A 19,299-nucleotide genomic window follows, 5' to 3' on the forward strand; every position below is an offset into this window, starting at 1 on the left:
CCCCCCTCCGGCGCCGCCTGCCGTCCCCGATATATCAGCTTTCACCGAACGACACCTCCAGGGATAAAGGAAATTCATGAATAAAGTATTGGAAGCCATCAAGGGGGTGTTCAAAACCTTACTCTCTCCCGAAATGGGCAAGCGAAGAGATATCCGGCCCGGTTTCCAGCGGGAGAATATCCCCGTCTGGCTCTGCCTGATGGCCCTCTACGTCATATACCAAGTCGCCCTGGGGGGCAGAACCTATGAACTCTTCGTTCCCGATCAGGCAGGGATGGCGTGGCTGAAAGTTCCTTTCCCCGTCCTGAATTTTGCCGTTTCGGCAGGCATATTACTTTTTGCCACCGGCATTAGCCTTTTTCCTAAAAACACGGCTGTCCTCGGCGCCATCGCTTTTTCGTTTTTCTATCTCTACGGGGCGGCCAGCAACGCGCCGGTCGATCTTCTCCTTGGCTTCGCTCAACCGCTGGCCTCATTCGTCCTCATACCAATTTTTGGTGAAGGTTCAGAGGAAACCTTTACCACCATGTGGGAAACCCTCCACTTTCCGGGCCTAGGATTTTATGCCTTTCATGTTTATCTGCCCTTTTATATCTTTTTCACCTCTATCCTCGCGTTCCTCCATTACCCGGCAGGCAAAAACTCCCCGCGCCACCGCCCCTCGTGGGTTGATGTCGTTCTTTGTGTGGTGACGATCGTCTACACCCTCGAGTACATGATCAACTTCGAGGACAGGGGCGACCGCTCGGGCATGATTCAGTGGTCAGATGTCCTCTTCGGGGCGATGTGTTTTTTAGCCACTATCGAATTATGCCGCCGGGTGCTGGGCTGGGTGCTGCCCACGCTGGCCATTTTCTTTTTTATCTATAATCTGACGGGCCCCTACTTTCCGGGTAAGCTGGCCCACAATGGTTTTTCGGTCAACGAAACCCTCGCCTTCATCTATGGAAACGAGGGCATCTACGGTCTCATCGCCAACGTATATGCAAGCTACGTTTTTCTCTTCGTCGCCTTCGGCGTTTTTCTCGAAAAAACGAAAGTCGGCGATGTATTTGTTGATTTAGCATTCGCTCTGGTGGGTCGCCTAAGGGGTGGGCCGGCCAAGGCATCGGTCATATCTAGCGGCCTCGTCGGCTCGGTCGTGGGAAGCGGCGCCGCCAACATCGTCATCACGGGCACCTTCACGATCCCCCTGATGAAGCGCGCAGGTTTTCGTCCCCACTACGCCGCCGCCGTCGAAACGGTCTCCTCGGTCGGAGGCCAGCTCATGCCCCCGGTCATGGGCTCGGCCGTTTTTCTGGTGGCCGCGTTTACTGAAACCGACTACGGCTATATCGCGATCGTCTCACTCGTACCTGCTCTCATGTACTACTTCTCGGTCTATATGTCGGTTCATTTTCAGGCCGGGCGAATGGGGATTCACGGCCTGCCCAAGGAAGAGCTTCCCGCTCTGGGGGCGCTCCTTAAAAAAGACGGCTATCTACTCCTCCCGGTGGTTCTGCTCATCTGCCGCCTCATCATCGGGCGCTCGCCCTTTGACGCCGCACTATGGTCGATTCTCCTGGCGCTCGTGCTGGGCATGTTTCGGGAAGACACCCGCCTTATCGCCCTGCCGCCGCTGCTTGCCCGCCCGCTCGGGCTTGAGCACTGGAGTACATCAAGCGACAAACAAAAACTTCTGGAAGAAAAAGCCGAGGAAAGCGAAAGTGAAGCCAATCAAGTTTGGGAAACATCCTCAAGGGGCCTCCTTGGGGGAAACTGGATGTTGCTCGCAGGGGCCGCCCTGTGGGCCATCCTGCCCGCCTTTGGCTTCGGCGGGGGCGAATCTCTCTTCTGGGCGCTGGTGGTGACGGGCCTGCTCGCCTCCCCTCGCCTGATGGATGCATTCGAGAAGGCGGCGCTCAACTCGCTCATCATCGGGGCCACGGTCGGGGTCATGGGCGCCGTCTTGGCGGGTGTTGCACTGCCTGGCCTTGGCCTTAAATTTTCATCCCTCGTTGTGGGCTATTCGGGGATACTCCGGGAAACTTTCGGCTGGGTGGGCTCCGAGCTTCCGATGGCGATTTTACTATGCGCGCTGGCGAGCTATGTCCTCGGGATGGGTATGACGATCACGGCGAGTTATGTGCTGCTCTCGATTCTCGCCGTCCCGGCGCTGGTGGAGTTGAACGTTCCTCTCGTCAACGCTCATTTGATGATTGTCTGGTTGAGTCTAGACGCCGCGCTGACCCCACCCTTCGCCCTGGGCTCGTTTATCTCGGCAGGACTTGCGGGGGCGAATCCGATACGAACGGGATTTGCGGGCCTTAAACTCGCGAAGGTGCTCTACATCATGCCCTTCCTCATGGCCTACACGCCGATACTCATGAATCCGGGCACCCCCTGGTGGGAGATAGGATTGGTCTGGGTGTCAGGCTTCACGGGTCTTTTCTGCACCTCGGCGGCACTTGAGGGCTATATGCGGCGGGACCTCACGATACCCGAACGTGTTCTCTTCGGTTTCGCAGGAGCGCTGCTGTTCTTCCACGTTGGATGGATGAAAATCACCGGGACGCTACTTCTTGCCTTGGGCGCGGGCCGCCAGTACCTCACCGGCGAGGCGGGCAAAGCCATCTCCGCGCGGGCAGGAGCCGAGGCTTCCGCCGAAGGGTGAGCCACCGAGGGGTGAGTATTTCTTGTTCCCTTCTAAGTGAACGATATACCCCCTCTCGGGGAAATCCCTCATCGTTGAATTGTTGCTCGCTTTCCACCGATTTTCTAGTAAAGAGCGTCAATCACAATCTCCGCAGGTTCTCGCTCCCGCGGAGATTGGTCGCTCCGGTCGCCGTCCAACAACTCAGGAGCACCATTCACCTCTTCTGACACTGCTAGAGATGGTGCTTGAATCTCGTTCTCTTCGGCAAGAAATTTCTCGCTCTTTTCGAGTGCATTGGCCTCATTCCACTCTTCGCTCTTAGGCTCTTCCGCAATGAGTGGAATTTCAGAACCCGCAATTGAAGAAGGAGCCGAACTCCTCTCATCCAGCCATGAAAAAAAACTAAACCCCACGACAAACGCCACTAACGCCGAGTACGTAACAGCGTTTCCCGCAAAAACCGCGGCATCCAGTTGCTCGGTGCTGATTTCGCCCAGAAAGAGTCCTGCGACCCATCCCTCGATAAACCAGGAAAGGAAAAAACAAACGAAAAGCAGCGCACAAATACTGACCGTTATTCGTAATAGGGAATGATTTGGATAACTCATCAGCGTAGCGATTGCCGACGTCATCCCCGGCAAGATCCCTAATGACAAAACCAAAATCCATGATAGGGGAACTCCCACAATGCTGGAGACGACGTTGGCGGAGGCAACCACAAGTATCGAATAGGCGGCTGAAGTGCCCAGAAACGCCCAGAGCACATACGACTCGATGGCGATGACCGGAATCAAGGCAACCACCATCAGGGGAAGCGACCAAAAGAGCAATGGAATCGCCATGTTCGCCTCCGCCTGAGGCGGAGCCAAAAATAAAGCTGCACTCAGGAACAACAGCGCTCGTGTCATATTAAGAATCATTTTCCTATCCCCCCTACCGCTTAAGGCCCGAATACGCGGCCTACAAAATTTTTGACATCGATCATCGTCTTTGCTCTGGCCGCAGGGTTTTGGCCAGCCAGCACCCCTCGTGTCGCACATCTGGATAGAGCCAGTCTGCGGTTATCGAGAGAGTCCAGGGGAATCCCCGTGGTCTTCTCAACAGTGATCCCGTCCGGCTGAACCTCGAACCGGCACTTCGTGATGTTGAAAGCCCGCTCGATACGGTGCACAGGCTGGTCGCTGTCAAAGGCATGATGCGCACCCGGGTAGACCGTAATTTGCGCGTCATAGCCTGTTGCTCGCAGAGCCTCCATGAGTTCGACGCACGGTGCCGTCGGGGTCCATTTGTCGAGCTCACCGCCTAGGATCAGTATCGGCGCCCCTGAAAAAGTAAGCGGCCGGAACATCCCGCACGGCGGGTAGAGCGGAAGGTGCAAAGCGAACTTCGCCGCTCCGCCCAACCCAGCCTTACGGAGGGGCTCCCATGCGGTGAAGAGCGCAACACCCCCTCCCTTCGACGTTCCCATGATGCCAATCCGATCCGGGTCGATCCGGGGATGGGTCATTAAAAGCTTCAGCGCATGGAATGCGTCCGAAACCATCATCGCCTCGGTGACGGAGACCTGCTCGCCGATGGTGGATTCCACCCCTCTCGGTATGAAGCTGTCGGTCCTGAAGGTGGCGATGCCCTTCCTATTAAACTCCCGGAGGTAGCGCTCGTGGTTGGGATGCCATCCTCCGCTTCCGTGCACGAAGACCATGGCCGGGACCTTTCCATTTTTCCCTTTAGGAATTTCGAGGTCCCCGAACACCGTTACCCGACGGTCGTTTCCGCTCCCGTCGAGGATGTGCCCGAAGTCATAAGGACTCGTGCTTTCAAAATGAATCTTCCCGATCTCACCACCTGCAAGGGATTCGTAAATCTTCGTTGGCTGCGCCTCGGCGGCTACGGCCATTGATACGGCGAACCCTCCCGCTAGCACCATTCCCATCCATTTCATTTTTTATCCCTCCATTTAAGTGAACAAACACTCACTTAACGTCCAAAAAAATTCTAGCCCTTCACCACCTTCCAAGCGGTCACGACTAATACATCAGACAACTCCACTAAACTCTCATTAATCTCCCCGTACACTCTGGCGGTCGCCACCTGGAGAACAACGCCCGCCACCATCGAAGCCACCAGATGTGGATTCCGCTCGGGAATTTCCCCTCCTGCCATCCCATCCGCAATGACCTTCACAAGGATATTCAACGCATGAGGGTCCTTGGGCTCCACGAACGAAGCCTGAGTATGACGAGCGTGAAGAAAAAGATAGCTGAAGAGAATCGGGTCCTTGTCAAAAAAGGCACAAAAGTGCCGGACCATCGCTTCAATTTTTTTTCTGGTTCCACTCAGCTCCTTCTGGAAGCGGTCGAACTCCCGGGAAAAACTCGCAAAATTTTTCGAAAAAAGACTTCTTGCCAGTTCTTCTTTGCTGGCGTAGTGACGGTACATAGTCCCTTCAGCGATGCCGGCGGCCGAGGAAATGTCGCGGATGGTGGCCTCAGCAATTCCCTTCTCAACAAAGAGGCGAAGGGCGATCCTTTCGATTTTCTCTTTGGTTTTTGTTCCGTCTCGCATGAGCCTCGCCTTTAATGAGTGAACATTTATTCACTAATATAAGATTGAGGCCCACTCTCGTCAAGTATTTTTTCGATCTTGATAAGATTAAGATAAAAGACATTAATTCAATAAGATATGACTATGAGCTGCCATCCTGCAGGTCTTCAACCCTCTTTTAATTCCACACATAGCATCTCGACCGTCCCGATAAGCCGCTCAATATCGGCGGGCTCTGAGAGACGGTGGTCGCCACCCTTGATGAGGTTGAGCGACACGTCCTCACTCTCAAGCATGCCCATGAGTTTTCGAGACACTTCCCATGGAACGGATTCATCTTCAACGCCATGAATGAGCCGAACCGGGCATTTAATGTCGATAGGCGCACGCAGGAGAAGGTGGCGTCTTCCCTCCTCGATAAGTTTCATCGTGATGGGATAGCCCGCCTCGTCGTACTCAGAGGGGCGGGTCAAGCTTCCTTTCTCTGCAATCTCGCGCCGCGCACCCTCGGGCAGCGCCTCCCAAATGAGATCTTCTGTGAAATCAGGCGCGGCTGCCACGCCAACCAGACCGCACACCCGCTCGGGGCGCGCCAGAGCGGCAAGGCACATGATCCAGCCTCCCATGCTTGAGCCCACAAGTACCTGGGGCCCCTCGGCCACTTCGTCGAGCACAGCCACGGCATCCTCGGCCCACTCACCGATTGTTCCCTCCTCAAAGGCGCCCGATGAGATTCCATGCCCAGTGTAGTCAAAGCGAATGAAGCGCCGTCCCGCTGCGAAGCAGTACGCTGCCAGCGCCGAGGCCTTGGTCCCGCTCATGTCCGAGTGAAATCCCCCCAGGAAAACAACACCCGGCCCATTTCCACTGAATTTTTCATAGGCGATGCGACCGCCGCCGCTTGCTCGACCGGCCAACTCGATAAATTCCATCACTTTTCTCTTCGTTCCTCGGGGCAGTCATCGGCCCCACATTAATCTGCTTGGCCTTCTTCTTGCTCAGCGTCCCACTCGCGGAACACCTCGTCGGCCAATTTGAGGGCACTTGCCGCCACCGGAAAGCCTCCATAGACAACCGAGGTGGCGATGACCTCCATAACGTCCTCCTTCTCCCACCCAAGATTCAGCGCATTGCGAATATGGGGGCGCACCTCGGCGCGATCCAGCACAATGTTCGCCATCAGCGCGAGAAGCTGGCGCTGCTTTACGCTAAAACGCGGCCTGGCGTAAATCGTTCCATAGGAGAACTCGTTAATGTAGCGGAGCATTTCGGGGTCAAGATTTTCGATCATCGAAAGCCGCTCTTCCATCATGGGATTATCGCCCACCATCTGACGGCGAATTGCTGCACCCTTCTCATAAAGTTCGCTCCGCTCCACAACACACCTCCTTTTAAAATTATCGAGAAAAATACTCGAATTCAGACAAAAAAATTACTTCAGATGATCGAGAAGACCTCGCGCTAGGAAACGAAGGGCGGCCTCAACTTCCTCGTCGGTGCAATTCCCGTTTTCGTCAAATTTCTTGTGAATTCCGCCAATCGAAGCCTCTGTTGGCAAAACACTCGCCCCGATGTGAGTAAGTATGTGGCGCAAATGGTCTAGGGCATTGTCCGCACTGGGGCCCATGGCCACGCCGAGGATGGCGACACTCTTCCCTTCGAGGGTAGAGGGAAAACCCAGGTTGTCGATGATAAGTTTCATGGTGCTCGATATGCTGCCATGGTACTCAGGGGTGGCGAAAAGAAGAGCGTCCGAGGACAGCACCAAATCCCTCAGTCGCTCCCCGTCATCCGGCGCACTCCCGTCACCCGGCAGTGGGAAATTCCATTCGCCCACCCGTACAACTTCAACCTCGGCGGCGCCTTTTAGCTCATCTAGCGCTATGGCAAGCGCCTTGTCCGTGTTGTTAGCCTCCCGGCGGCTACCACTTATGACAACAATTCTCGACATGCTTCCTCCCCGGACCAGGTGCGGTTCAACCCGGCCAGCCTTGTAGGTATAATGGCAATGTAATTAGAGAACACGTATCCGATCTATAACACGAATCAGGGGGCATGGTCGCACCACGCCAAACGCCCGCAAGGACTTCCATGAAAACCGAATTGTCATCCACAACCCTCAGAACGTTTTCGCCCACAGCGCTAGCCGAGGCCGCCGAGCACATGGGGTATGACGCCGTCGAAATTTGGTCCGAGCTTTTGTGGGAGTCGGGTGAGGACATGGCAGCGCTGGAAAATTCCATTAGGGACAAGAATCTGCTTCTGTCGATCCACGGGCCAAGCCGCGACATAAATGTCACCTCGCTGAACCGGGGCATCCGCCGCGAATCGAGGGAGCAGTACATGAAGAGCCTTGAGGACGCCGCGCGCATGGGGGCCGAGCTCGTAAACCTTCACCCTGGCGCGTTTTCAGGCTCGCACGATAAGGCCGAAACTTTTATTCCCGAAATGACGGACTACGCGGGCGAGCTTGCCGAGGCGGCGGGCAGGCTGGGAGTGCGCGTCGCACTTGAGGTGATGGAAGTGCGCACCGGCGAGTTTATGACGGATATTCCTACGGCGGCAGACATCGCCCGCAAGGTGAATAATCCTGTCTTTGGTATCACGGTGGACCTGGCCCACCTACTCTCAAGCCGGGTGCCCATCGAATTAAACGAAAATGAACCGCAAATCTTTCACATCCACATCAGTGGCTCGACCAAGGAGCGGGTTCATGTTCCCCTCACCGAGGGCATATATGACCTTGGGGCTCCGCAGCTGGAAATCTCAAATTTCTTCGGCGGCATCTGCGCCATCGAGAGCTATACTTCGGGTCGCGAAATGGCGTCAGCCGAGGAAAATCTCACCGAGTTCAGACGATTGCGGGCTGAACCCATGCGCTAAGAAATCGACTATTTCTTTCGGCCCCTCTTTTTTTTCTTTTTATCTTTCTTTTCTTTTTTTTCATCATCGTCGTCGTCTTTTTCTTTTTTGCCTCTCTTTGATTTTTTATCTTTATTCTTCTTCCCCTTCTTCCCCTTCTTCCCCTTCTCGTCATCATCATCGTCGTCTTTTTTTGATTTTTCGCCACGCTTGGAAAAACCGGGGGGCTCGCTCTCGCCCTTCCAACCTTTTTTCTCGCCCTTGCTCCAACCAGGAGGATTTCCCTTGCCTCTGCCAGCCGCGAAAGCGGGAATAGTACCCGAAAGAGCAAAAGCCAGGACAACGAGCCAGACACCTATCCATCTAATCATGAAAATTCTCCTTGAATGAAATATGGAACATACCAAAACCAAACGACGCCAATATCACCCATTACAGCAGGAAAGGAAACCTTTTTTTCGTCTATCAGTGTCCCCCATCACTCCTGGATGCGCCTCCGGGGCAACCATGATATTCTTTCTTAATTCATCAAATCTTATATAAAAAAATTTATCGTGGGCCATTTGCGCCGGCAAGATGCCTGATACCACTTCAGCCTTGGCGGCACAGCACAAATTCTCACTTACCGAGCGAATCGAAATTCGGTAAATACTTCCCTTTTATATTTACTAGCCAAATCCACGCCAACCCTTACACAGGAGAATATTATGACCAAGCAAGTCGATTACGTTGACTGGCCGGGGCGCCCGGACGTCTTTACACCCTACACCCCGGCCGTTCGAGTGACTGGCGGCACCACCGTCTACTTTGCGGGCGTCACTGCCGCTCCGCCTTACCACCATCACCCCCATAGGGCCGAGGAATTCGACACCCTGCCCAAGGACATGGAGAGCCAGACGAGGGCGGCGCTCGAGAATTTAAAGAAAAGCCTTGAATCGGTAGGCGCTACTTTTGAGGATGTCGTCTCGGCCACGGTTTTTCTCACCGACGCCTCGGATCAGGCCGCAGGCCGCGTTCGGCGCGAGTATTTTGGAAGCCATCGCCCCGCCACAACGACCGTCGAAGTCAATCGACTCGCAACTGACCCGAGGTGCAAGATCGAGATTAATGCCGTGGCGGTTATCGATTAAAGCGTGTGATGTGCCTATGAGGTGAGAAAAAACGAGGGCAAAACAACGAAGCCCCGCCGTCTATCATTCGGGCTGCATCTTGAGGTGGTAGGCACGGTGCGTCTGCCGCTCTACGACGATGCTTTTCCGCTCGGCCCTATATCCTTTTTTGCGGATCCAGACGGTGTGCTCGCCAAATGCGAGCCCATCAATTTTCTTTACGGGTGAGGCCGTGCCATAGAAACGGCTGTCAACGAATACCTCCGCACCCGAGGGCTCAACAACAATGGTGAGCCGACCAAAGGTATCCTTTGATAGCACCATGCGAAGCGCAACTTGGCTGCTACCGAAATCCATCTCATCGATCCTCGGGACGTATCCCGGGAGCGAGGCTTTGACGGTGTGCCAGGCGTATGAAACACCCTTAACAACGACGGGTTTTTGAGTGTAGGTCCATCCTCGGTTCGAGCCGTCGAATCTAATCACCGCTCCCTGGGGCTCGGATGTGACGGTCAAGGTCCCCGACCCCTGATTGAGATCGAGCAATTTCCCTTTGCCGCAGCCTGAGACTCCGAGAACGATCATAAGACATGCCGCCAGACCAAGAGCGCGCCTAGCAATGTGCCCAAGCCAGCGATAGTCATTCTTCATATTTCGCATCCAATCTAGCCCTGCCTCGAATTAAAAGCGGATTAGCACCTCACAAATTCCATGTGCCAGCGAAATCTACCGAATTTACCCTCCCCTGCAAAGCCGCCCAGGGATTCGAGCCCGCTTGCCCATAGTCGGAACATCGGCGAAAATCCTCACATCCTTTGGAAAAGTGCGTGCCTTGAAGGCCCTGGCTCCTTCAAGTGGCGTTTTTCGTTCCTATTAGTGAAAAAAGAGAGAAACATAATATGCAGGGCTACCGAAAAGGCCTCACCAATTATGGCGATCCAGACTTTAGCGCCTTTATCCGAGGGGCCTACGCCAGGGGCTTCGGGCTGACCGAAAAAGACCTGGAGCGCCCCATCATCGGAATCGCGCAAACCTGGAGTGAGCTAAACCCGTGTCACCGCAACCTGCGCGAGATAGCCGAGGCAGTAAAACGCGGCGTCTGGCAGCAGGGCGGGGTGCCTCTCGAATTTCCCACCATCTCACTCGGCGAGATTTACCTCTCGCCCACCGCCATGCTCTACCGCAATCTTCTCTCGATGGATACCGAGGAGATGATCGGCGGCCAACCGCTTGATGGTGTGGTGCTGCTCGGTGGTTGCGACAAGACGCTACCCGCCCAACTCATGGGAGCGGCGAGCGCCGGAGTCCCAGCCCTTTCTGTCACCGCGGGCCCGATGATCGGGGGCCGTTTCGAGGACAAAAAGCTCGGCGCCTGCTCTGACTGCCGGGGCATGTGGAACGAATTCCGGGGTGGCGCGATAGATACCGAGACGCTCGATCAGGTTCAGGGCGAGCTTTTCCCCTCGGCTGGCCACTGCATGGTGATGGGAACGGCGAGCACGATGGCCTCCATCACCGAGGCACTGGGGATGATGCTCCCCGGCCTTGCAGCCATTCCTGCTCCGAATTCAAAGCGCCTCAGGCTCGCCGAGGAAAGCGGGCGACGCATCGTCGAGATGGTCGAAGAAGGACTTACCCCCGATAAAATTATGACCCGCGAGGCGTTCGAGAACGCCATCCGTGTCCTCATGGCAGTGGGCGGCTCGACAAACGCAGTGGTCCACCTGCCCGCTATTGCGGGCAGGCTTGGAATCGAGTTGCCCCTTTCGCTATTCGATGAGCTATCGCGCACGACCCCGCACATCACCGGTGTGCGACCCTCGGGCGGAAACTTTTTGATGGAAGACCTCGCGGCGGCGGGTGGGATTGCCGCCGTGATGAAAGAGCTTGAGCCCCTGCTCAACGGTGGCGCAATGACCATCACGGGAAAAACCGTGACAGAGAACCTTGCGGGCGTAAAAGGCGCGCAGCCTTGGCAGGAGGTCATTCATCCCAGAGAGAACCCCATCGCCCCCGAGGGCGGACTCGTCATCCTCTCTGGCAGCCTCGCCCCAGAGGGCGCGGTCCTCAAGGTGTCGGCCGCCTCGCCCGACAAGCTCACTCACACGGGTAGGGCCGTTGTCTTCAGCTCGCAAGAGGACATGATCAACCGCATCGACGATCCGGATCTCGGCGCAACGGCGGACAGCGTTTTTGTGCTCCAGAACACAGGCCCCGTTGGTGGGCCGGGATTTCCCGAGGCAGGCTTCTTGCCAATCCCCAAAAAATTACTTGAGCAGGGAGTGCGCGACATTGTGCGCATCTCGGACGCCCGCATGAGCGGAACGGCAGGCGGCACCACCATCCTTCACGTAACCCCAGAGGCGGCTGTCGGAGGGCCGCTCGCCCTCGTGCGCGACGGCGATGAAATTTGCCTCGACGTGCCTAATCGGCGGCTCGACCTCCTCGTAGCAGAGGATGAACTTGCTCGCCGCCGCTCTGAATGGCACCCGCCCCCACATGCCTGGACGCGAGGCTACAAGAAATTATTTCTCGACCATGTACTTCAAGCGCCCGAGGGGTGCGATTTCGATTTTCTAAAAAAAACATAATCGTCGTACGTACCTGACATCACATTTCCAGGAGGAATTTATCGTGGCCATCCCACGCGCAGTTGTTGCCTACCATCCCTCACTCGGCTCGACGAGAGGGCGCCCCATCTCACAGGAGCATCAAAGCCGAATCGACGCCATTGCCTCATCCGAGCGCGTAGAGTTCGTCATGGAGCCGAACCCGGAAAAAATTATGGCTGCTGCCGAGGGGGCCGAGTTTTTTCTCACGAAAAATGCACCACTCCCCGAGGGCTTACTGGAGCGGGCAAAGAATCTTCGCCTGATTAATGTGGCCACGCTCTACGGAGAGAAGGTGGACCTCGATGCGGCGGCGGCAGCCGGCGTCGCGGTGTCTTTTTGTGACAGGCCCATCGTTAATTCGGTGGCTGACCATTCGATGGCCCTGCTCCTGCAAATGGTGAGGAACATTCCTGCCGCCATTAAAGCGTCAAGAGAAGGAACCGGAAGACCCCCCTCACCCACCCGTCCGGATGGCAGCGCCTACAACTGGGCGCAGGTGCAAGGAGTGCGCCCCGTGAAAGGGATGCGTCTGGGCATCCTCGGAATGGGCGAGATTGCACGCGAGTTCGCTGTACGCGCAAAGTCCTTTGGCATGGAGGTGCGCTACTGGAACCGCTCGCCGCTCGCCGAGTGGATTGATCGTCGGTGCGGCGCCTCGCCTACGAGCCAGGACGACCTGTTTCGAAACTCTGATGTCATCTACCCCTGTGTGGGGCTAAACGACCAAACTCGCCACATCATCGGCGAGGATGCCATTCGCGCCATGCCGAGTGGCTCCTATGTGATTAACATCGGCCGGGGCCCTCTTGTCGATCAAGAAGCCCTCCGCGCCGCTCTTGAGGACGGCCACCTCGCTGGCGCCGGGCTCGATGTATTCGATTCCGAACCCATCCCGACCGACCATCCCCTTCTGGGCGCGCCGGGACTCATCCCCACGCCGCACGTCGCTGGGGGCGACGATGAAACGCTGGTGAGCGAGCTTGAATCCTGGATGGGGAACGTCCTGCGTGTCATCGATGGCAAGCCGCCCGAGAATATCGTCAACGGCGTCGAATGGAAGACGGACTAAAACCATGTGTGGGCGCTTCACGCTGGCAGTCCCGAAGGCGATGCTCGAGAGCTTGTTCGGTCTCGATATCGAGGGGGAATTTCCCCTGAGATTCAATATCGCACCTAGCCAGCCCGTTGCCGCAATCCACGCGCCTAAAAGCGAGGCGCGAGAGCTCGCCCTTTTTCAATGGGGCCTAATTCCCTCCTGGTCGAAAGACCCCGCCATTGGCGCGCGCATGATCAACGCCCGCTCGGAAACAGCGGCAGAAAAACCCTCGTTTCGCGCCGCAATGAAGCGCAGGCGATGCCTGATTCCGGCAAGCGGTTTCTATGAGTGGGCAAAAGTGGGCTCGGCCAAGCAGCCATTTTATTTCCAAATGAGGGACGAGCGCCCCTTCGCCATGGCCGGTCTATGGGAGCTTTGGTGCGGCGAGGATGGCTCGGAACTTGAGACATGCACCATCCTCACCACAACGCCCAACGAGGTCGTGGGGAAAGTTCACCAGCGCATGCCCGTTATCATCGCACCTAATGATTTTGACGCATGGATGGATCCGGCCAATGAAAAGCCCAAGACTGTGGCGCCCCTCCTTCGTCCCTATCCGGCCGAGGAGATGAAGACCCATCCGGTTGATCGCCGAGTCAACAGCCCTGCGGCGGACGACACTTCATGTATTGCACCCATCTCAGATGAGCCCCCTCCCGATACCGAGGCGGCACAGCCCGATCTTTTCTCCCCCCCCGCCTGAGCGGTTCACGCACAGAGAAGATCAGGGCAAATACGGAATATCGATGGGGTGCCACCGGGTAACATCGCAGGCAAGGCTGCCCCCCGTGTGGTCGAGCCAGAGCCCGTCCCACACAGCGACGGAAGGATATTCCCTCTCCCCGCGCATGAAAAACACCAGATAATCGTTACTTAATTTGAGCCCACTGGTGTCCGAGGCTGCTTGCACACCCAGGGCGGCCACATCGATTTCAACCCAGTGCGTAACCTCGAAAAATAGATTTTTCTCGAGATCGAGATCAGAAATCGGCTCCGTCCACCCCTCCCCCGTCCAGAGGGTAAGGCCCGTGAAGCGATATTGTGGCTCAAAGCGATCAAAGAAAACGACAAGATAAAATCTCCCCGGCGCCGGCGGGTTGTTGTGGATGCTTCTCCACCTTTTCGTTATCCGAACAGGCTCAGGAGAGGAGATAAAGTCCAATCAAGCTACCTCGGAATATGCGGCGCCAGAAGATAGGAACCACCCTGCCCGGTGTGCACGGTATTGGTGACGACTCGCGGCAGCGGCTCGTGGGTGTAAATCAAATCGGTGTCAGGATCGCACGATGAAATCTCGACCCGGAGCCTGTGGCCCTCCAGGAACAGATTGCAGGTCGGAATAATTTCGATGACATACTCGGTCGCCTCGCCGGGGGAGACGGGGGCGAGGGCCGTGTGCGGGTGCCAGGGTCGCCAGGGCTGGCTCTTTGCCGAATCAAGTTCCCTGTGTTGGGCACGAAGCATCCCGCGCGAGAGGAGGCGCATCGAGCCATCCGGCGCCTCGTCCTTAATGAAGACAAACCAATCGGTGTTGTCGACATCCGATGTGGCTGTGAGATACATGGCCATTGGTCCCGTGTATTCGACAGGCGAGGAGAAGGCCTCTGTCCTGAAGACGAGCTTGGGCTCACCAAGCCGGGTCGCCTGGGTGCCCGGGTCCATTGTGTAGCGCGCCTCGCCCGAGGAACCGGGGTTTTCGGTGAGTTCATCATTCCCCGAGAAATAGAGTTTTTGCCACTCCGTCCGGGCCAGCGGCCATTCGTTCTCGCCTCGCCAGGTGTCCTCGCCCTCGATATAAATATTAATGGGCGAGCCGTCCCAAACGCCTGAGTCCATGCCTTTCAAATAATGGTCGTACCAGCGCAGCGCCTCGCCGTGATAAAGGGCAAAAGGACGCCTCGGCTTCGACTCGGGGCCAATGAGCATCTTCTTGGGCGTCGACTCGGGGATACCCTCCCAGCCCATGAACGCGCCCCTTAAGTGGAGCCCAAAGAATTTCCAGTCGCAGCCAAAGTAGGTGGGGATCTCTACTTTATGGAGGTTGCGGGCCGAGGAGCGCTCCTGGAAGTACTCACTATCGAGCGGGTCCTGCCCGCTTAGAATCCGGTTGAAGTGATAGTTGAAGCCCGACAGATCGGCTACGCGCCCGCCCGTATGGTTGAGGAACATCAGGCTGCTAAACCAAAATCGCCCCCAGGCCGAATAGATGCCGCCGTGGTAGTAGGCATCGCGGTAGAGGTCGGTCATCGCATCGTAGGGAAAAATAGCGGTGAGCCCTTCGGGCTGCTGCTCGGCGCCAAGAAGCTGACTCATACCGAAATAGGAGCAGCCCACCATCCCCACCTTGCCGTTGCACCAGGGCAGCCCGGCGATGTACTCGATCATCTCGGCCAGATCCTTTTGCTCTTTGGGGCCCCAGTGGTCCCAGGCGCCGGTCGAGTCATTTGAGCCGCGCACATCGGCGATGACCTGCCCGTAGCCGCGAGGCACCCAGAACTCGGTGAGGCCCGCCTCGTTCTGCCCGAGGGGAGAGGGTGTCTGCTGAAGCTGGCGCGTATAGGGCGACCATGAAAGGAGGGCCGGAAATTTTTCCCCCGGCGCAAAGGGGCGAAATACATCGTAGGCCAGCTCGACACCGTCCCTTACGGTGAGGCGTTTTGAGAGTTCAGAATATATCGAATATCGCACCTCGCTCTGCTCGGGCGTTTTGGGCGCTGTATTATAGGGATACTGAGGCCAAGCCGAAGGGTAAGCTGTTCGAATGCTCTCTGGATTCACATACTTCGGGGCAAGTGCCATGGCAGGTCTTCTCCTATAAATTCCGGGCTAAATATCTCTGGTATTGGATACCGGATATTATCACTCTGATAGGAGTTGAACACCACCCCCGGCAGGGAATGCTTAGAGAGAATTTATAGAAATAGCGCTAGTGTATTGGAGGGTCGAGCCAGAACTAAAGGCCCTTTAAGAGCAACTTGCGGACCGATGCCTCGTTGAGATCGCCGATCGATCGACCGATTTCTTTATCGCCCTTAAAGACGACCAACGTCGTACGCGCCCGGACATGGTGGGCACCCTTAAATTCCCTGCCGTTGTCGAAATCGACATGATAGGCAACCGCGTCCTTGTATTTATCTTCTTTGAGGATGTTTTTCAGAAGAGACAACTGCCTCGTGCATTGCCATCACCAATTGGCATAAACGCCGACAAAGATCGTCTTGCCAGATTTCTGAGAGAGCTTGAACGCCTCCTTATCGTAGGAGCGAAGCCCCTCGGCAAAAACCACAGGGGGCATCAATAATGCAGCGGCGAGCAGGGCCGATAAAAACACGGCGGCGAAAAAAGGCTTTATCATCCGCTTCCCTGCCCTAAAGGCCTTTTATGAACATCTTGCGGATGGAATCTTTATTGAGGTCGCCGGTAGAGCGCCCTTTTTCTTTTTTGCCCTTAAAAACCATGAGCGTCGACTGCCACCTGACGCGGTGCTCTTGGAGAAAACGCTTCTGGCTGTCGAAATCCACCTGAAAGGCGATGGCGTCTTTAAAAGCCTTATCTTTGAGTATCTTCGTGGTCAGAGGCAACTGCCTCCGGCATGTGCTTCACCAGTCGGCGTGCACACCGACGATGACCGTCTTGCCCGCCGCCTGCGCCTCAAGAAACGAGGCGCGCGTGTAGGGCGTCCAGCCGACGGCTTGCGCCGGGGAGGGTGTCATCATCACAAGGAGCAGGACGGCAAAAATCATATATGAGAAAATCGCCGATACGAGACGAAAACTTCTCTGCATTAAACAGCTCCCTTTAAAGCGGCTCGTATGAACTCCCGATTCATTTTCGCAATATGGCTCACGCTAATTTCCTTGGGGCAAACCGCCTCACATTCAGCATGATTGGTGCAATTTCCAAAACCCTCGTCATCCATTTGGCCCACCATGCTGAGCACCCGCTGGGTGCGCTCGGCCTCGCCCTGGGGTAGATGCGCAAGCTGGGAGACTTTTGCCGCAACAAAAAGCATGGCCGAGCCGTTTGGGCACGAGGCCGCGCAGGCGCCGCAACCGATGCAGGAGGCCGCGTCCATCGCCGTATCAGCAGCCTCCTTGGGTACCAGGATTGCGTTGGCGTCCACGGCGCTCCCCATGTTGGCGGTGATATAGCCGCCAGCCTGAATGATTCGATCGAAGGAGGAGCGGTCCACGGCCAGATCCTTTAAAACCGGGAACGGCGTCGCCCGCCAGGGCTCTATCGTGATCGTGTCGCCATCCTTGTAGCGCCGCATGTGAAGCTGGCAGACGGTGCCGCCCTGATCAGGGCCGTGCGGGACACCGTCGATGGTGAGCGAGCACATTCCACAAATGCCCTCGCGGCAATCGCTGTCAAAGGCGATGGACTCCTCGCCCTTCTCAACAAGGCTGTCGCTTAACACATCAAGCATCTCAAGAAACGACATGTCAGGGCTGACATCCTTCATCTCATAGGTTTCAAATTTGCCCTTGTCGCGGCTATCGTTCTGTCTCCATATACGCAGGGTTAAATGCATTATTTGTAGCTCCTCACTGCGAGATGGACTTCCTCGAATTCGAGTTCTTCCTTATGTAGAACCGGCGCGCCACCAGTATATTCCCATGCACCAACATAGGAGAAATTCTCATCATCACGCTTGGCCTCGCCCTCCTCGGACTGATGCTCCTCGCGGAAGTGGCCGCCACAAGATTCCTCCCGGTGGAGCGCGTCTGTGACGAGCAATTCGCCAAATTCAAGAAAATCAGCGACCCGACCCGCCCTCTCAAGCTCCTTGTTCAGGTCATCGCCCGTTCCCGTCACCTTGACGTTCTGCCAAAACTCCTCACGAAGGGCGGGTATCATGTCGAGCGCTGACTTGAGACCCTCCTCGTTTCGCGCCATACCGCATTTATCCCACATGATGTGACCAAGCTCGCGGTGGAAGGAGTTGGCCGTACGCCGCCCATCTACGGCAAGGATTTTCTTTATCTTTTCATCAACCTCGCCGGTGGCCTCCCGGAATGCCTCATGGTCGGTACCCACCTCGCCCGGCGCCTGGCCGGCGAGATACTCGGAGATGGTCGTGGGAATGACAAAGTAGCCATCCGCCAGACCCTGCATAAGCGCGCTCGCGCCAAGTCGGTTCGCCCCGTGGTCCGAAAAGTTCGCCTCACCCAGAACATAGAGGCCCGGCACGTTGCTCATCAAATCATAGTCCACCCACAGACCACCCATCGTGTAATGAATGGCCGGGTAAATCCGCATGGGCAACTGGTAGGCATTCTCGCCCGTGATGCGCTCGTACATATCAAAGAGGTTGCCGTAGCGCTGCTGAATGGTGGTGAGCCCCAGCCTGTCGATGGCGTCCCTGAAATCGAGATAGACACCCAGGGCGCCGGGGCCGATGCCTCGCCCCTCATCGCAAGCACGCTTGGCAGCACGCGAGGAAATATCGCGCGGCGCCAGGTTGCCAAAACTCGGGTACATACGCTCAAGGTAATAATCACGCTCGGCATCGGGGATATCGCTCGGCGAGCGAGTGTCGCCCTGTTTCTTGGGAACCCAGATGCGCCCGTCGTTCCTAAGCGATTCACTCATGAGGGTAAGCTTCGACTGATGGTCGCCGCTGACCGGAATACATGTGGGGTGAATCTGCGTGTAGCACGGGTTGGCGAATAGCGCGCCTTTTTTGTGCGCTCGCCACGCCGCCGTAACATTGTTGCCCACGGCATTCGTCGAGAGATAGAAGACGGGACCATAGCCGCCGGTCGCCAGAATCACGGCGTCCGCCGCCCAGGTCTCGATCTTACCGGTAACGAGGTCTCGGGTGACAATGCCCTTGGCATGTCCGTCCACCAAAACGAGGTCGAGCATCTCTGTGCGCGGGTGCATAGTCACCTGCCCGTTGCCGATCTGGCGACTTAGCGCCGAGTAGACGCCGAGAAGAAGTTGCTGACCGGTCTGGCCCCGTGCATAGAAAGTGCGAGACACTTGCGCGCCGCCGAACGAGCGGTTGTCCAGTGTGCCGCCATACTCTCTGGCAAAGGGCACGCCCATGGCCACACTCTGGTCGATGATGGCGTTGCTCACCTCGGCGAGGCGATGGACGTTTGCCTCGCGCGAGCGAAAGTCACCTCCCTTTACGGTGTCATAGAAGAGGCGGTGTACGCTGTCGCCGTCGTTCTGATAATTCTTGGCGGCGTTGATGCCTCCCTGTGCAGCGATGGAGTGTGCGCGCCGGGAGCTGTCCTGAAAACAGAAACAATCGACGTTGTAGCCTAGCTCTGCGAGCGAGGCCGCCCCACCGCCTCCGGCAAGTCCCGAGCCGACGACGATGATGTTGTACTTTCTCTTGTTTGAGGGGTTGACTAGCTTGCCCTCAAATTTGCGTTTTTCCCATTTCCCGGCCATGGGCCCCGAGGGGATTTTCGCGTCCAGTTTCAT

At 56.5% G+C, this 19,299-nt stretch carries 21 protein-coding genes and 1 pseudogene; 6 read left to right on the forward strand and 16 right to left on the reverse strand.

From position 1 onward, the window contains the following. The first annotated feature begins 76 nt into the window (after positions 1–76). Positions 77–2,653, forward strand: a complete 2,577-nt coding sequence (locus tag HOJ95_07110; protein ID MBT6394457.1) for a TRAP transporter fused permease subunit — start codon at positions 77–79, stop codon at positions 2,651–2,653. A 104-nt stretch (positions 2,654–2,757) separates the two neighbouring features. On the opposite strand, the gene HOJ95_07115 is transcribed toward HOJ95_07110, so the two are convergent. The 6 genes from HOJ95_07115 to HOJ95_07140 all read right to left on the reverse strand — a co-directional run bounded on the left by HOJ95_07115 (position 2,758) and on the right by HOJ95_07140 (position 7,130). Further along, positions 2,758–3,555, reverse strand: a complete 798-nt coding sequence (locus tag HOJ95_07115) for a hypothetical protein (protein ID MBT6394458.1) — start codon at positions 3,553–3,555, stop codon at positions 2,758–2,760. Between the two features lie 20 nt (positions 3,556–3,575). Further along, on the reverse strand, positions 3,576–4,577 hold the full coding sequence (locus HOJ95_07120) for a hypothetical protein (protein ID MBT6394459.1): 1,002 nt from the start codon (positions 4,575–4,577) through the stop codon (positions 3,576–3,578). A 53-nt stretch (positions 4,578–4,630) separates the two neighbouring features. Next, positions 4,631–5,200 (reverse strand): TetR/AcrR family transcriptional regulator, encoded by a 570-nt coding sequence (locus HOJ95_07125; GenBank protein ID MBT6394460.1) that lies wholly within the window; start codon positions 5,198–5,200, stop codon positions 4,631–4,633. Between the two features lie 146 nt (positions 5,201–5,346). Then, positions 5,347–6,111: an alpha/beta hydrolase gene (locus tag HOJ95_07130; GenBank protein ID MBT6394461.1), complete on the reverse strand. Its 765-nt coding sequence runs from the start codon at positions 6,109–6,111 to the stop codon at positions 5,347–5,349. Positions 6,112–6,152: 41 nt separating this feature from the next. Beyond that, the gene (locus tag HOJ95_07135) at positions 6,153–6,557 is read right to left on the reverse strand and encodes a carboxymuconolactone decarboxylase family protein (GenBank protein MBT6394462.1); all 405 of its coding nucleotides are present in this window, start codon (positions 6,555–6,557) and stop codon (positions 6,153–6,155) included. 54 nt (positions 6,558–6,611) lie between these two features. After that, on the reverse strand, positions 6,612–7,130 hold the full coding sequence (locus HOJ95_07140; protein ID MBT6394463.1) for an NAD(P)H-dependent oxidoreductase: 519 nt from the start codon (positions 7,128–7,130) through the stop codon (positions 6,612–6,614). Between the two features lie 140 nt (positions 7,131–7,270). On the opposite strand from HOJ95_07140, the gene HOJ95_07145 reads away from it, so the two are divergent. Beyond that, positions 7,271–8,062 carry a sugar phosphate isomerase/epimerase gene (locus HOJ95_07145; protein MBT6394464.1) on the forward strand — a complete coding sequence of 264 codons (792 nt, stop codon included), beginning with the start codon at positions 7,271–7,273 and terminating at the stop codon, positions 8,060–8,062. An 8-nt stretch (positions 8,063–8,070) separates the two neighbouring features. Here the strand turns inward: HOJ95_07145 and HOJ95_07150 are convergent. Continuing rightward, positions 8,071–8,256, reverse strand: a pseudogene (locus HOJ95_07150) (hypothetical protein). Positions 8,257–8,748: 492 nt separating this feature from the next. Between HOJ95_07150 and HOJ95_07155 the strand changes: the two are divergent. Continuing rightward, positions 8,749–9,171 carry a RidA family protein gene (locus HOJ95_07155; GenBank protein MBT6394465.1) on the forward strand — a complete coding sequence of 141 codons (423 nt, stop codon included), beginning with the start codon at positions 8,749–8,751 and terminating at the stop codon, positions 9,169–9,171. Between the two features lie 63 nt (positions 9,172–9,234). Here the strand turns inward: HOJ95_07155 and HOJ95_07160 are convergent, their stop codons facing one another. Continuing rightward, the gene (locus HOJ95_07160) at positions 9,235–9,801 is read right to left on the reverse strand and encodes a PEGA domain-containing protein (protein ID MBT6394466.1); all 567 of its coding nucleotides are present in this window, start codon (positions 9,799–9,801) and stop codon (positions 9,235–9,237) included. 248 nt (positions 9,802–10,049) lie between these two features. Between HOJ95_07160 and HOJ95_07165 the strand changes: the two genes are divergently transcribed. The 3 genes from HOJ95_07165 to HOJ95_07175 are packed head-to-tail and all read left to right on the forward strand — an operon-like array spanning position 10,050 to position 13,561. Beyond that, positions 10,050–11,741: a dihydroxy-acid dehydratase gene (locus HOJ95_07165; GenBank protein ID MBT6394467.1), complete on the forward strand. Its 1,692-nt coding sequence runs from the start codon at positions 10,050–10,052 to the stop codon at positions 11,739–11,741. Between the two features lie 43 nt (positions 11,742–11,784). Beyond that, positions 11,785–12,831, forward strand: a complete 1,047-nt coding sequence (locus HOJ95_07170) for a hypothetical protein (protein ID MBT6394468.1) — start codon at positions 11,785–11,787, stop codon at positions 12,829–12,831. 4 nt (positions 12,832–12,835) lie between these two features. After that, positions 12,836–13,561, forward strand: coding sequence for an SOS response-associated peptidase (locus HOJ95_07175; protein ID MBT6394469.1), 726 nt, complete (start codon positions 12,836–12,838; stop codon positions 13,559–13,561). Between the two features lie 21 nt (positions 13,562–13,582). On the opposite strand, the gene HOJ95_07180 is transcribed toward HOJ95_07175, so the two are convergent. The 8 genes from HOJ95_07180 to HOJ95_07215 form a co-directional block, all read right to left on the reverse strand. Next, positions 13,583–14,020 (reverse strand): hypothetical protein, encoded by a 438-nt coding sequence (locus tag HOJ95_07180; protein ID MBT6394470.1) that lies wholly within the window; start codon positions 14,018–14,020, stop codon positions 13,583–13,585. 5 nt (positions 14,021–14,025) lie between these two features. Further along, positions 14,026–15,657 carry a CocE/NonD family hydrolase gene (locus HOJ95_07185; GenBank protein MBT6394471.1) on the reverse strand — a complete coding sequence of 544 codons (1,632 nt, stop codon included), beginning with the start codon at positions 15,655–15,657 and terminating at the stop codon, positions 14,026–14,028. 154 nt (positions 15,658–15,811) lie between these two features. After that, entirely contained in the window at positions 15,812–16,024 is a 213-nt protein-coding gene (locus HOJ95_07190; GenBank protein MBT6394472.1) for a thioredoxin family protein, read from the reverse strand. 18 nt (positions 16,025–16,042) lie between these two features. Then, the gene (locus tag HOJ95_07195) at positions 16,043–16,213 is read right to left on the reverse strand and encodes a hypothetical protein (GenBank protein ID MBT6394473.1); all 171 of its coding nucleotides are present in this window, start codon (positions 16,211–16,213) and stop codon (positions 16,043–16,045) included. A gap of 13 nt (positions 16,214–16,226) precedes the next feature. After that, positions 16,227–16,439 (reverse strand): hypothetical protein, encoded by a 213-nt coding sequence (locus tag HOJ95_07200; protein ID MBT6394474.1) that lies wholly within the window; start codon positions 16,437–16,439, stop codon positions 16,227–16,229. Positions 16,440–16,457: 18 nt separating this feature from the next. Continuing rightward, positions 16,458–16,643, reverse strand: a complete 186-nt coding sequence (locus HOJ95_07205) for a hypothetical protein (protein ID MBT6394475.1) — start codon at positions 16,641–16,643, stop codon at positions 16,458–16,460. After that, positions 16,643–17,392: a succinate dehydrogenase/fumarate reductase iron-sulfur subunit gene (locus HOJ95_07210; GenBank protein ID MBT6394476.1), complete on the reverse strand. Its 750-nt coding sequence runs from the start codon at positions 17,390–17,392 to the stop codon at positions 16,643–16,645. The genes HOJ95_07205 and HOJ95_07210 overlap by 1 nt, the downstream gene beginning before the upstream one ends. Next, a complete protein-coding gene (locus HOJ95_07215) occupies positions 17,392–19,299 on the reverse strand; it encodes a fumarate reductase/succinate dehydrogenase flavoprotein subunit (GenBank protein MBT6394477.1) in 1,908 nt (635 codons plus the stop codon). Before HOJ95_07215 ends, HOJ95_07210 begins: the two co-directional genes overlap by 1 nt.

Source organism: Nitrospinaceae bacterium (assembly GCA_018669005.1).
In the GTDB taxonomy this organism is placed as follows: Bacteria; UBA8248; UBA8248; order UBA8248; family UBA8248; genus UBA8248.